This is a genomic window from Streptomyces sp. NPDC054765 (assembly GCF_053612065.1).
On record NZ_JBSHBP010000026.1, the window covers coordinates 23,601 to 36,118 of the forward strand.

Annotated in this window: 13 protein-coding genes and 1 pseudogene; 8 read left to right on the forward strand and 6 right to left on the reverse strand. The window is 69.5% G+C overall.

Annotation, left to right across the window (positions count from 1 at the left end):
* Positions 1–189: 189 nt before the first annotated feature.
* Both ACWGJY_RS18440 and ACWGJY_RS18445 read right to left on the reverse strand, forming a co-directional pair.
* Entirely contained in the window at positions 190–867 is a 678-nt protein-coding gene (locus tag ACWGJY_RS18440; RefSeq protein WP_453261859.1) for a transglycosylase family protein, read from the reverse strand.
* Between the two features lie 624 nt (positions 868–1,491).
* On the reverse strand, positions 1,492–1,977 hold the full coding sequence (locus ACWGJY_RS18445; RefSeq protein ID WP_453261860.1) for an EF-hand domain-containing protein: 486 nt from the start codon (positions 1,975–1,977) through the stop codon (positions 1,492–1,494).
* A 589-nt stretch (positions 1,978–2,566) separates the two neighbouring features.
* On the opposite strand from ACWGJY_RS18445, the gene ACWGJY_RS18450 reads away from it, so the two are divergent.
* Positions 2,567–3,301, forward strand: coding sequence for a L,D-transpeptidase family protein (locus ACWGJY_RS18450; protein WP_453261861.1), 735 nt, complete (start codon positions 2,567–2,569; stop codon positions 3,299–3,301).
* Positions 3,302–3,428: 127 nt separating this feature from the next.
* Here ACWGJY_RS18450 and ACWGJY_RS18455 read toward each other — a convergent pair whose 3' ends face one another.
* Complete coding sequence (locus ACWGJY_RS18455) at positions 3,429–3,815, reverse strand: thiol-disulfide oxidoreductase DCC family protein (protein WP_453261862.1); 387 nt, start codon at positions 3,813–3,815, stop codon at positions 3,429–3,431.
* Between the two features lie 242 nt (positions 3,816–4,057).
* Here ACWGJY_RS18455 and ACWGJY_RS18460 point away from each other — a divergent pair, with 242 nt between their 5' ends.
* Entirely contained in the window at positions 4,058–5,296 is a 1,239-nt protein-coding gene (locus tag ACWGJY_RS18460) for an FUSC family protein (protein WP_453261863.1), read from the forward strand.
* A 296-nt stretch (positions 5,297–5,592) separates the two neighbouring features.
* On the opposite strand, the gene ACWGJY_RS18465 is transcribed toward ACWGJY_RS18460, so the two are convergent.
* On the reverse strand, positions 5,593–6,246 hold the full coding sequence (locus ACWGJY_RS18465; protein ID WP_453261919.1) for a ScbR family autoregulator-binding transcription factor: 654 nt from the start codon (positions 6,244–6,246) through the stop codon (positions 5,593–5,595).
* Between the two features lie 105 nt (positions 6,247–6,351).
* Between ACWGJY_RS18465 and ACWGJY_RS18470 the strand changes: the two genes are divergently transcribed.
* The 3 genes and pseudogenes from ACWGJY_RS18470 to ACWGJY_RS18480 form a co-directional block, all read left to right on the forward strand.
* Positions 6,352–7,272, forward strand: a complete 921-nt coding sequence (locus tag ACWGJY_RS18470; RefSeq protein ID WP_453261864.1) for a ScbA/BarX family gamma-butyrolactone biosynthesis protein — start codon at positions 6,352–6,354, stop codon at positions 7,270–7,272.
* A 225-nt stretch (positions 7,273–7,497) separates the two neighbouring features.
* Entirely contained in the window at positions 7,498–8,217 is a 720-nt protein-coding gene (locus ACWGJY_RS18475) for an HAD family hydrolase (RefSeq protein ID WP_453261865.1), read from the forward strand.
* A gap of 181 nt (positions 8,218–8,398) precedes the next feature.
* Positions 8,399–8,488 (forward strand): annotated as a pseudogene (locus ACWGJY_RS18480) (phosphotransferase-like protein); the annotation flags it as partial.
* Positions 8,489–8,536: 48 nt separating this feature from the next.
* On the opposite strand, the gene ACWGJY_RS18485 reads toward ACWGJY_RS18480, so the two are convergent.
* Entirely contained in the window at positions 8,537–8,749 is a 213-nt protein-coding gene (locus ACWGJY_RS18485) for a DUF4287 domain-containing protein (RefSeq protein WP_453261866.1), read from the reverse strand.
* A 315-nt stretch (positions 8,750–9,064) separates the two neighbouring features.
* Here ACWGJY_RS18485 and ACWGJY_RS18490 point away from each other — a divergent pair, with 315 nt between their 5' ends.
* From ACWGJY_RS18490 to ACWGJY_RS18500, 3 genes are all read left to right on the forward strand, one after another.
* Complete coding sequence (locus ACWGJY_RS18490) at positions 9,065–9,802, forward strand: SAM-dependent methyltransferase (RefSeq protein WP_453261867.1); 738 nt, start codon at positions 9,065–9,067, stop codon at positions 9,800–9,802.
* Positions 9,803–10,029: 227 nt separating this feature from the next.
* A complete protein-coding gene (locus ACWGJY_RS18495) occupies positions 10,030–10,245 on the forward strand; it encodes a hypothetical protein (protein WP_453261868.1) in 216 nt (71 codons plus the stop codon).
* On the forward strand, positions 10,232–11,629 hold the full coding sequence (locus tag ACWGJY_RS18500; RefSeq protein WP_453261869.1) for an amidase: 1,398 nt from the start codon (positions 10,232–10,234) through the stop codon (positions 11,627–11,629). The genes ACWGJY_RS18495 and ACWGJY_RS18500 overlap by 14 nt, the downstream gene beginning before the upstream one ends.
* A 256-nt stretch (positions 11,630–11,885) precedes the next feature.
* On the opposite strand, the gene ACWGJY_RS18505 is transcribed toward ACWGJY_RS18500, so the two are convergent.
* Positions 11,886–12,479, reverse strand: a complete 594-nt coding sequence (locus ACWGJY_RS18505; protein ID WP_453261870.1) for a TetR/AcrR family transcriptional regulator — start codon at positions 12,477–12,479, stop codon at positions 11,886–11,888.
* Between the last annotated feature and the right edge of the window lie 39 nt (positions 12,480–12,518).

Here is a 12,518-nt window from a genome sequence, read left to right on the forward strand (position 1 = left end):
TGGCCCGGCCGGCCGGCACCGCACCCGCCTCCTGGACGGATCCCAGCCTGGGCGAAGCCGCATGGCCCCGCCCTCCTTCCCGCGGTGGCCCGTCCCCTCCGACGAGCCACCGCAGCGTGAAAGAGCGGAGCCTCAGCGGAATTACCCCGGTCCGGCAGGCCGGGAAATCACCGCTGTTTTCTTACGTGCTCAGTGGGCGCCGGAACGCGGCACGGAAAGTCGGGTGCCGGGGAAAATCAGATGCGGATTCGCCCCGATCACCTTTCGGTTCAGCCGGTAGAATTCCCGCCAGCCGAGGCCGTGTGCATACGCGATTCCGCTCACCGTGTCACCGCGGTTGACGACGACCGAGCCGTTGGTACTCCGATGGCGTCCCACTTTGTACCGCTTCTCGTGGGACTGCGGATGGCGGGCCCGCGCCCGCGCCGACGGGTCCGCTTGCCGCTGCGGTGCCGGGCGCGGAGTGCGGTGCGCGGTGGCCGAGTTGAACCCCAGCGAGGCCGAGCAGGCCGGCCAGGCGCCCCAGCCCTGACGGGCCAGCACCCGCTCCGCCACCTGGATCTGCTCGGACCGGGTCGCCCGCGCCGCCCGTGACGCGTAGGCCCCGCCGCCGAACGAGTGCCAGGTGGAGTGGGCGAACTGCAGCCCTCCGGAGAACCCGTTCCCCGTGTCGATACGCCAGTTCCCTCCGCTCTCGCACCCGGCCAGGCGGTCCCAGGTCCCGCCTTCCCGGGCCTCGGCGGGCTGCCCGGACGCCAGGTTCAGCGCGCCGGCCGCGAGCAGGACCGCTGCTGCCGTGACGCCCCGGACACCACAGCCCCGAAATGCACTCCGGGCAGGCGATTTCGATACCTGCGGAATTTCCATGCGTTTGCTCCCGTCGCTCGCCGCGCAGTTGCCTGGCGGTCATTCAAGAAACCTGACGCGTGAGCGGTGTGCGCGTTCGAATGATGCTCGAACCGCGCTTTCCGTGCGGCGCCATGAATTTGACGGGGAAGAGACAACCACGCCCCGAGTTCGCATCGGCAGAGCGCGCGGGAGCGCCGCCGCGGCCCGGCCTGCCCCCTTGCCGACGGCGCGGTGCCGTGCTTGTGCGATGCGCACCTGTTCAGACGGGCAGGGGCGCACCCCTCATCCCGCAGGCGCATCGCACCTCCGAGTCCGCCGATCATGTGCCCGGCCCGGGGGTGTCCGCCGAGCGCACCCGGCGCACTCGATGCATGCGCTGCGCAGGTCCGCATGCACCGCGCACGGGCTTGTGGCAGTGCAACGGCCCGTTCCGCCTTGGTGCAACGGCGCGTCCGGTGCCGGTACGGGGAGGTGGACCGACCCGGTATGCCGTCCTCCATGGCTTCCGGAGCACCGGGCCCAACGAGGACGACCCGTCCTTCCTGCAGGACCGCCCGGCCCGGCGTTCCGCGCGAGCGTCAACCGCCCGCCGCGACCAGCGGGCTCACCCCATGCCAGAGGAGTGCGCCCTGTCGCCGTCGCCTACGCGCTCGGCGCCTGCCATGCCTCCACCATCACCCGCCCGTCGCCGTCCTGGTCCAGCGCCGCGAAAGCCGCTTCCGCCTGAGCGGCCGAGTACCCTGCCGCGCGGTGCACCGTCGCGAAGTCCGCCAGGCTGACCACCCCGTCCCCGTCCGCATCGGCCAGTGCGATGGTCGCGGCGACCGACGGCCCGACGACCCTGCCGAGGACCCCCGACTCGCCGGCCCGCGTGAACGCTGCGACGAACTGCTCCCGGTCCAGCCGCCCCGCCTCGTCCAGGTCCGCCAGCGCGGCGAGCTCTTCGAAGGTGTTGCGCATCCCGGCACACAAGGCCTGCGCCTTGGCGGACTCTTCCGGCTCACCCACCGCTGCCGTCAGCAGGCGGGCCCGCTCGGTGAAGTCCTGTGCGGTCAGGTAGCCGTCGCCGTCGGTGTCGTACAGGGAGAAGCGGTGCTCGTACTCGGCGCGCAGGGCATCGGTGATCATGCGTCGTCCCTTCCGGAGGGGTGGCTCCCGGCGGAGCCCGGAGAGGCGGCGTTCGCGGGGTGCCGCGATCACTCGCCTTGAGCACATTAAGTCGCCGAAAGATGGCGGAGGGTGATCGAGGAGGGCGTGTCCGGGGTCGGTGCCACACCGCCGGGAGGTGGCGACCTCCGGCGGCACGACGGGACGGACGGCCGACCAGGGCGAATATCTGTGCGGTTCCTTGGAGGGTTCGCATAGGATCACGGCCCAAAGTGAACAAATGCCGCAGGCACCCCCAAGACGGACAAGCTCGTCTGCGACTACAACAGCCACGCGGCGCAGCTCACCATGCGCCCGGCCGCCGGTTCCTCCTTCGGTAAGGGCGACAAGGTGAAGGTCGCCGTCTTCTCCTTCGGCAACGACGGGTTCAGCTACGCGCGCCAGGAGACCGTCGTGGTGCTCTGAGCGCGTCCGTCGCCCCGGCTGCCGGACCGGACAACCGTCCGGCGGCCGGGGCGTGCCGTACCCTGCCGCGCCATGGCCGGCCCATCGGATATTTCGGGTCGGTCACGCCTGCAACCGGCGGGTCGGGCAAACAGTCCTACGGGGCATGAAAAGACAACTGAACCTGCGTACAAGGCGGCGGTCCGGCGCCGGCCGCCGGGCGGGTGCGGCGCTCGCCCTCATGGCGCTGACCCTCCCGCTGACGGTGGCCCTCGGCTCCACGGCCCAGGCCGCCACCGCGCCTTCCTGCACCGCGAGCCGCGGCCCCTACCAGAAGCAGGCCGAGAAGTTCCTCGGGCTTTTGGTGGACGGCCGGCAGTCGGCGGCCGACTGCCGGGCGATCCGTGACTTCCAGATCAGCCACGGCATCACCCCGAACATCGGCTACGCGGGTCCCGTCACCTGGGGCGTGATGAGCCTCGTGGCGCAGCAGAAGGCCGCGGGCAACAACCCGAACAAGGCCCATCACTGCCCCACCAATAAGGGCCGGATAGCCTGCGTCGACCTGACCCGCCAGCTCAGCTGGATCCAGGACGGGGCAAAGCTGGTGTTCGGGCCGGTACCGATCCGCAGTGGCCGTGACGGTTACGAGACCCGCACCGGTGCCAAGAAGATCTACTGGCGCAACCTGCACCATGTGTCGACGCTCTACCACGTGGCCATGCCGTACAGCCAGTTCTTCGACGGCGGTCAGGCGTTCCACTCCATCAGCGGCAGCGTCTGGTCGGCCCCCGGCTCGCACGGCTGCGTCAATATGCGCACCAACGACGCCAAGAAGTACTGGTCCCTGCTCAAGAACGGTGACGACGTCCAGGTCTACGGCCGCAAGTCGGGCACCTGAGCCCGGACCGGCCGGGCCGGGCACCGCTGCGGAGGGGGCCGAGCGCACGAGGGGAAACACCACCGGGCGCCGCGCCGCCGTCACACCGACCCGGTCCCCGTCCAGCCGGTACCGCTGGAGACAGCCCCTAGCGGACGCTCCGGGAGGACGGCAGCGCACAGGCCGCCGTAGCGCCCGGCATCCGCTGACGGTTGTGCGCGATGACCCGGTACGCGCCGTGGGCGACCCACCGCACCGGCGGGAGCGTGAGCAGCGCGCCCACCAGCGGCCATCCGCCCCGTGCGCTCATCAGCAGCTTGGCGACAGCCTGGGCGCCACCGTGCACGGCCCCGGCCGGGGGCACCCACAACACTTCGTGCTCGGCACGCCGTTGAGCAATGCCGAGCCGGGCGAGATCCGCGAACTGCCAAGGTGTTGCCTCACAGCGCGGCCGCAGCCACCGCTCCGCGAACCGCACGGAGGATGTACAGAAGGCGCAGTCGCCGTCATAGACAAGTACGGGTTGCCGCTGCATCTTCCCGTCACCCCTTCGCGCCGGTGTCCTGGCGGTCACCATGATAGGCGGCTTGCCGACCGCCGACCGCCGACCGCCGACCGCGGGCCCCGCCCGACAGGGCCCGGACCGCCTTCCTGCTCTCCGCTGCGAGGACGGGCGGACCCCGGTCGGCCGAACGCTCCGAGAGCGGGGTGAGGTGTGCGGGTCATTCGCGGCGATCGATGTTGCCTCCGGGGCGAGAGGGGGGAATGGGGCAAAGAGTGCGCGAAGTTACCGATCCCTTGCTGGATCTCGTCCGATGGCACAGCGAGCCCGTCGTCGCCCAGACGCTCCGCTCGACCGTGGCCGCCGTGATCTCCTATGTCGTCGCCCTGCTGCTGAGCAGCGAACCGGCGCCGCTGACCGCACCGCTGACCGCCCTGCTCGTCGTCCAGGTGACCCTGTACACCACCCTCACCACCGGTGTGCGCAGGGTGAACGCCGTCGTGGTGGGCGTGGTCATCGCCATCGGCTTCAGCTCGCTGGTGGGTCTGACCTGGTGGAGCCTGGGGCTGATCATCCTCGCGTCGCTGGTGATCGGGCGTTTCGTCCGGGCCGGTGAGTTCGTGCCCGAGGTGGCGATCAGCGCGATGCTGGTGCTCGGGGTGACGACGACGCGGGTGGCCGCGACGGCCTGGGACCGGGTGCTGGAGACGCTGATCGGGGCGGTCGTCGGACTGCTCTTCAACATGCTGTTCGTGCCACCCCTGTGGGTGCAGCCCGCCAGTGAGTCCATCGAAGGCCTGGCTGCCCGGATGAGGCGGCTGCTGCTGAGCCTCGGCGACGAGGTGGCGGGCCACACGCCCGTGGCGGAGGCCGCAGCCCGGCTGCACGAGGCGCGGCAGCTGGATCACGACATCGTGCAGGTGGACGCGGCGCTCCGGCAGGCGGAAGACAGCCTCCGGCTCAATCCCCGCGTCAAGGAGGGCCTGCTCTCCCGCGTCGTCCTGCGCACCGGGCTGGACACCCTGGAGATCTCCGCAGTGGTGCTCCGTACGCTGTGCCGCACACTGACCGACCTCGCCAAGGAGCGGACCGACGAGCCGCTCTTCCCGCCGGCGATCGCCACCGCCCTGCGGGAACTCTTCCGTCATATGGCCCGCGCGGTCGAGAGCTTCGCGGTCCTCATCACCACACAGGTCAGTGCCAATGCGGAGGAGGCCGAGGACCGGCTCGCCCAGGAGCTCGCCGCCAGCCGCGAAAGCCGCGGGATCGTTGCGCACCTGCTTCTCGACAGTGTGCAGGAGCACCCACGCCAGTGGCAGCTGCACGGCGCGCTGCTGGCCGAGATCGACCGGATCCTGGACGAGCTGGACGTGGCGAAACGCTCCGAGCGGCTCGTGGAGGAGCTGAACCGCCAGGCCCGCGAACAGCGGGAGAAGTACCCGTTGGTGGACAAGCTGCGAGGCCGCCTGCGCCTGGGACGTCCGGGACACCGCACCGCGGACGTTGCCCGCTGAGGGCTGTCGTCGTGCGCCCGCCAGGGGGTACGGGACAGCCCTTGGGACCTGTCACCGAGCCTGCTTCACGGCCCGCCCGCCTGCTGTCCTCCGGAGGAGCTGGGCATCACGGTGTGTGGTCGCGTCCGTCCCGTGAAGCGAAGACATCGAAAGCACCGGCGTCGGTTGCGCGAGCGTGCAGGACCGCAGACCACCGTGCGGTGGCGGTACTCAACGAGTTCGCGCTCTGCGGCTGCCCTTGAGAAGGACCGTTCCCCATGGCTGATCCGGACTGCGGTGCCGGAACGTGGTGGTGGCTACGCCGAATCGGGGGCCTGGCCGGTGCCGCGCTCCGTTCGGCGCACGCGGTCGAGCAGACCGGCGGGATCCGGCTCGGCCTGCAGCCCGCGGAGCAGCAGTCGCCACAGGTCATCAAGGTGTTCCTCGATATGCCGGCGTCCCTCCAGAGCGTCGGAGACGGTGTGCAGTCCGAAAAAGGCGCAGACGATGCCGTGGGCGGTGGCCGAGGGGGGCACATCGGCAGCGAGTTCCCCTTTACGGGCGGCTTCTTCGAGCAGCTGTGTGACCGCTTCGATCCAGCCGAGGAAGGGGGCGGGGAGCTGTGTGGCGATGGCTTTGCGTTCGGCCCAAAGGCGGGCTCCGGCCCGGACGACGATGTCGTCACGAAAGGCTCGGGCCACCTCGAAGCTCAGCCCGACGAGTTTCTCCAGGGCGGGCGGACCGGGCTGCCGGTAACGGCTGATCAAGTGCGGCCAGGTGGCGAAATGCTCCTCGACGATGGCGAGAGCGAGCTTCTCCTTGCTGGCGTAGTGGAAATAAATGGCACCGCTGGTGCGACCGGAATACGTACTGATGTCGCTGATGCTGGTACCGGCGTACCCTCTTTCGTCGAACAAGGTTGCCGCTGCCTCGAGAAGGGACCTGCGCGTCGTCTTCGCCCGGATCTGCACGTACACCTCAGATGTCGTTCTCGTTCCGCCGGCAGGCAACCTACCGTTTTGCGCGCCCCGGAATTCAAGGGTGCGCACGTTCGAATCTCGGTATTCCCTGGTCGTATGAGCACGTCAACGGCCAGTGCCGTAGCAAAGAGCGAGCCGCTCAGCTGGTCCCGTACGGTCGAGCGGGAGCTGGTGCACCGGACCTCGGTGGCAGAGGTCCTCCTTACGGATGTACGGCCGACAGATACCGCGCACGTCTTCCTGGCAGCGGCGTCCTGGCCGCGGGCGCATGCGACGTTCCCCCGCGACGGGTCACAGCGGCACAGCCCGCTGATCCTGGTGGAGACACTGCGTCAGCTCGGCCTCTACATCCCCCTGCGGTTCTACGCCGTTCCGGCGGCCTTCCGCGCGGTCATCACCGACCTGTACTTCCATCTCAGCCCCGCCGACGAGTTGCCCGCCCGCGCGGGAGCGACCGAGATCACCTGCTGTGCACGGGTGAGCGCCGTACGGCGGGCGGCGGACGCATCAGCCGTCGGCCTGCGACTGAACGTCACCTTCGCCGCCTGCGGGGTGACTTTCGGCCGGGGCGGCGGGGGCGTGCGATTCCTGGACGGCGCGCGCTTCGCCGCGCTGCGCGCCGGAAGTGCGGTCGATGCCGTCCCGGCTCGCCCCGCGGAGGCCACGTACCGCCCACCGCCCGCACGGCTGACCGTGAACCATCCACATGACGGCGTCCTCGCGCTCGACGAGGCCGGGCTGTTGGTGTCGCCGGCCGACCCGCTGCACCCGTTTTTCTTCGACCACCCCGCCGATCACGTACCGGGCATGGTGCTGCTGGAAGCCGCCCGGCAGGCCGCCTCGTACCGCAGCCGGGGCAGGCTGAGCCGGCCCCGCTCCGGCCGGCTGAAGGCCTCCCGGTTCACCGAACTGGCCCCACCCGCACGTGTGCTGTGTATCCGGCACGGCTCGACATGCGAATTCCACATTCTGCAGGGGGGCACAGAGACGGCGTGCGGCACGCTCGGTTATACGTAGAACACACAATATGGACATTTATGAATCTGTTGACCATCCTCTGTTGCTGTCCGTAACGTAACGATCGTTATTTTCCGGCATGGAGCGGTCAGAACTCCTCCGTGAGAGCTGCCCTCTGCCGGAAATCCCTCGCCCGGTGTCGGGCGTCCGTGAAACCGACGCTTCCCTGCCTCTCTTGCGACCGGTCGCATCGGCGCCCCCGGGCTGCGCAGAACGGAATCTCGGATGACCGCAGACAGCATCCTTTCCTGGACCCCCGCCGCCGTCGTCTTCGACTGCGACGGCACGCTGATGGACACCGAACGTCACTGGCAGGACGCCCGTGACATGGTGCTGCACAGCTACGGCTTCACCCCCTCGGCCGCATTCGCGGAAAAGGCCCGGGGGCTGCACTACACCGAATGCGGGCGCCTGATGGCCGATGTGGCCGGCCGGCCGGAACTGACCGGGGACATGACGGATTCACTGCTCGAACACTTCCGGGACCTCGTCGCCGCGGACCCCACCACCATGCCCGGGGCGCCGGAACTGGTGTATTCGACCGTGCAGTTCGCCCCGCTGGCGGTGGCCAGCAACTGCCCGCTGGAAGTCGTCGAGTCCTGCCTCGACATGGCCGGACTCCGGGATTGCTTCCGTCATATCGTGGTGCCCAACGCCACCACGAGACCCAAGCCTCATCCGGACGTCTATCTCACCGCCGCCCAGCTCTGCGGAGTGGAACCCGGTGACACGCTGGCCGTCGAGGACTCCCACTGCGGCATCCAAGCCGCCGCGGGTGCGGGCATGCGGGTGCTCGGAGTCGGCCCCCGGCCCAGTGACCAGGAGACGGCGCTGGCCGACTGGTGGGTCCACTCGCTGGAGGAACCTGCAGTGCAGGGCTGGGCCGACGCCCGCATTCCTGCCCAGAGCACCGGTCTCACGACGCCCGGCACGACGACGTCATGAGCGCGATGACGCCCTGAGCACGATGACGGCCTGACCCCGGGCGGGCTTCTTTCCAGAGCGGGCCGTGCCGTACGGCCCCCTACGTCTGGAGGCCGCTCCCGTCGTTCGCCTTGCGTGCGGGCCCGCCGGCAGTGGGAATCGTCCTGGTGGGTTCCTCTGCTGTGGCGCGGTGACCACCCAGGTGGTCGTTCTCCATGGTGGCTCCAGCCCGGGGAAATCCGGGATCGCCCGGTGCCTGCCGGCTGTCCTGCCGAATCCGTGGCCGACCTTCGGGGTGGACACGTGCAGGCAGGGCGGAGCAGGGGCCGGGCCCGTGAATCTACTTCTCGCCGGCCTCTGCAAGGGTGTGGGCCACCAGGGCGTTGGCGTGACCATGTCCCAGGCCGTGTTCGGTCTTGAGCCAGCCGACCAGCTCCAGGTGCTTGGCCAGGGGTGAAGCCTGGATGAGGGTCTTCCACTCGGCTATCGGCCGGCCGTACTTCTCCTCGATGGACGGGAAGTAACTGGCGGGTCCCTTCACGGTTTTCGTCATGGCCGACAGCCTGCCACCCGGCACTGACAACGCAGCCTGCCCGCACACATGCTGCCGAGGAGCGGAGGAGACGGAGGGCTTCGAGCTGGGGATCAGTTCCGGGGGGCGCCTCCGGGGACGCCTCCGGGAGTCACGTCCGGATCGCTTCTCGGCGCCAAGTCCGCTGCAAGGAAGTTGAGTTCGTGAGGGGTGCAGGCGGTGGTGGTCACACCTGCTGTCCATCGGGATTCCCGTGGGTCGACGGTTGCCTCAAAGGCTCCGGCCCGTGGTCGAAAACGAGATGCGGGTGGCCTCCGGCGCTGACAGGCTGCGCCCGTGAATCGTGAACAGATCTCCGGAATCGCCCATGCCAACCACCCGATCAAGTCTCCGCTCGACGACGATTCGGTGCGCCGGCTGCTGGACCGCGGTGTCCCCCGTGGCGACGCGCGTGTGCTCGACCTCGGTTGCGGCGGCGGGGAATGGCTTCTGCGCGCCCTGGTCGCGCACCCGCACCTGCACGCCGAGGGTGTCGACATCTCCGAGGAAGCCTTGGCCCGAGCCGGCCGGGCGGCAAGCGGCCTCGGCGTCCAGGAACGCCTTGTCCTCCACCACCTGCCGGCCGCGGACTTCGTCTCCGCGCAGCCGTTCGACCTGGTGCTCAGCGTCGGGGCCGGTCATGCCTTCGGCGGTCTGCTGCCCACCCTGGCGGTGGCACGCAAGCACCTGGCTCCGGGCGGCCGCGTCCTGATCGGTGAGGGGTTCTGGGACCGCGAACCTTCCCAGGAGGCCGTCGAGATGCTCGGAGACTTCGCCGACCTGGCGACCACCGTGGACCGTGTCGTCGCCGACGGATGGACTCCCGTCGACGGGCACGTCAGCACACGCCGTGAACTGGACGACTACGAATGGGCCTGCTGGGGGTCGCTGGCGTCATGGGCCCTTGACCACCCGGCCGATCCGGACGGCCCGCAGGCGCTCGCGACGGCCACCACCCGGCGCTCCGAATGGCTGCGCGTCTACCGGGACACCTGGGGCTTCGTTTCCCTGGTGTTGCGTCGGAAGTCCGGATGAGTGGGGCCGGTGTGCGCGCCGGCCGCGACGGGCGTGCCTTTCCGGCCCGGGGGAGCGGCGCCGCCGTGGCCGACGAGGATAGACCCACCCCGGCACCTAAAGCAACTAATTTGCTTTAGGTGCCGGGGTGGGTCTATCCTCGCCTAAGGCGAAGGCTTAGCTTTTGCTGGAAGGTTGGCTGCTGGGTCGCGGCTCGGCAATCACGCACGCATCTACGAAGGGCATCCATGAGCGCCGACGAACTCACTGCCGCGGAGGCCGCCCGATGGGCGCTCCGCGCCGGGCTCCCGCTGGAGGGGGAACGCCACGCCGATGTGGCCGCCATCGCGAACCACATCCACGCCGTCATCGGCACCTTGCGCGAACTCGACTTCGGGGAGACGCTCCCCGACACCCCCGTTACCCATGCTGTCGGACAGGAGATGACGGATGCGTCCCTTTGAACTGACCCTCGCTCAGGCCTCCGTTGCCGTAAGGGAGGGGGAACTGTCGCCGGTGGAGCTGACCGGTTCCGTGCTCGAACGCATCGGCGCCGTCGAGGAGCACCTCGGTGCTTATGTCGCAGTGGCGGACGAGGCGGCGCGGGTTTCCGCCGAGGGTGCGGAACGCGATATCGCCGCCGGCCGGCACCGCGGCCCGCTGCACGGCATGCCCTTCGGGCTGAAGGACCTCATCGACGTCGCCGGTGTGCCGACCACGGCCAGTTCCCGGGTCAGGGCGGCTCATGTCGCGCAGGCGGACAGCACCGTCGTCACACGACTGTCCGATGCCGGGGCGGTCCTCCTGGGGAAGACGCATACGCATGAATTCGCCTACGGGCTGACGACGCCCCAGACGCGCAACGCCTGGGACCCCGGACGCGTCGCGGGCGGGTCGAGTGGCGGTTCCGCGGTCGCGGTGGCCGCCGGAGCGGCCACCTTCGCCCTGGGCACGGACTCCGGAGGCTCCGTCCGCGTCCCCGCGGCACTGAACGGCGTCGTCGGGCTCAAGCCGACGTACGGCCTCATCTCCCGGCATGGCGTCACCGCACTGTCCTGGTCGCTGGACCACGTAGGTCCGCTCACACGCACGGTCCAGGACGCGGCGCTCGTGCTCGCCGCGCTCACGGGCCACGACCCCAAGGACCCGACCAGCCTCCGTGCGGCCCGGTGCGACTACCCGCTCCAGCATGGCGGGGACTTGACGGGTCTGCGGATCGGCGTACCTGCCAACTACTACTTCGACCGCGTCGCACCCGAAGTCGAAGCCGCCGTGCGAGGTGCCATCGCCCAGATGTCGGATCTCGGGGCCGAACTCGTCGAGGTCGAGATTCCGATGACCCGCTATGTCCAGGCGACCGGATGGGGCCTGATGGTCCCGGAGGCGACCGCCTACCACGAGAGGACACTGCGGTCGGTGCCCGAGCTGTATGCGCCGGATGTCCGGGTGCTGCTGGAGGCCGGCGAGCTGGTTTCCGCCGGCGACTATCTGCGGGCTCAGCGGGCCCGCACTCTCATGCGCCGGGCGTGGGCGCAGATGCTCGACCGGGTCGATGTGATCGCCGCGCCCACCGTGCCGATGACGGCCGTCAAGACCGGCCAGGAGACCGTCGAATGGCCCGACGGTACGACGGAGAGCGTCTCCGACGCCTATGTGCGGCTCTCCGCTCCCGCGAACATCACCGGGGTGCCGGCGCTGACGGTGCCGGTCGGCCGTGATCATGCGGGCCTGCCCATCGGAATGCAGCTGATGGGACCGCCCATGGGCGAAGCCGTCGTGCTGCGGGCCGGTCATGCTTATGAATCGGTCCAGAGCCGTTGCGGTGCACTGGCCGCGGTGGCGGGATGAAGAGCGGCTGACGGGGTGTAGGCAGACGCCGGCTGTCGGCCGTTCCCCGAAGCAGTCTGTACAGATACAGACCCTGAGTGCCCATATCCATCCGGACCCGGGAAGGTGAGATCAGAGGGCAGCCAGGTCGTTTCGTTCGGATCATCTGCTCGTTCTTGGTTGTCATCGAGCAGGAGCCGTCACGCAGGTGATGGGCGGCCCAAGGCCGTCGAGCGATGCCTCGGTGGACCTTTGTCCGGCGCGGGCCTCTTCCTCGTCAGTTCGTGCCCGGTAGAGCGCGTTCGAGGAGGATCTCGGCTGCTGCTCGCGCGTGCCGGCCGTAGTCCGCTTCGCCCAGCACCATGGCGCGGCTGGCCGCACCGTCCGCGAGGGTGACCAGCTGTTCGGCGAGTGCGACGGGTTCCCGGCAGCCCAGCTCCCTCACCAAGGCAGTGACCAGTTCAGTCATCCGCAGTTTCTGTTCGCGGGCATGGGAATGGACCGCGCTCTTCGGGTCGGGGAACTCCGCGGCGGCATCGATGAACGGGCATCCGCGCACCGGATCCGCGTCCGCCGCGGGTTGGTCGAACAGTCCGAGGATCCGCTCTCTTGGGGGGATGTCCTCGCGGGTCAGCACGCTCTCCAGGGTGGCGCCCGACGACGCGAGGTCCTGCAGGTGGGCGATGACCAGGTCGCTCTTGGTCCGAAAGTGCGCGTAGAGCGTGCGCTTGGACACCGGCGCTTTCTCCGCGACCTGTTCCATGCCGGTCGCATTGATCCCCTGGGCCGCGAACAGTTCGGCGGCGGCAGCCAGGATGCGCTCCCGGCCCCCACGCCCCCCTCGTCGAGGTGCGGCAGTCGTCGTACCCATGAAGCAAGTATACGTAGTCGTTTACCTCGGCCGGGTCGG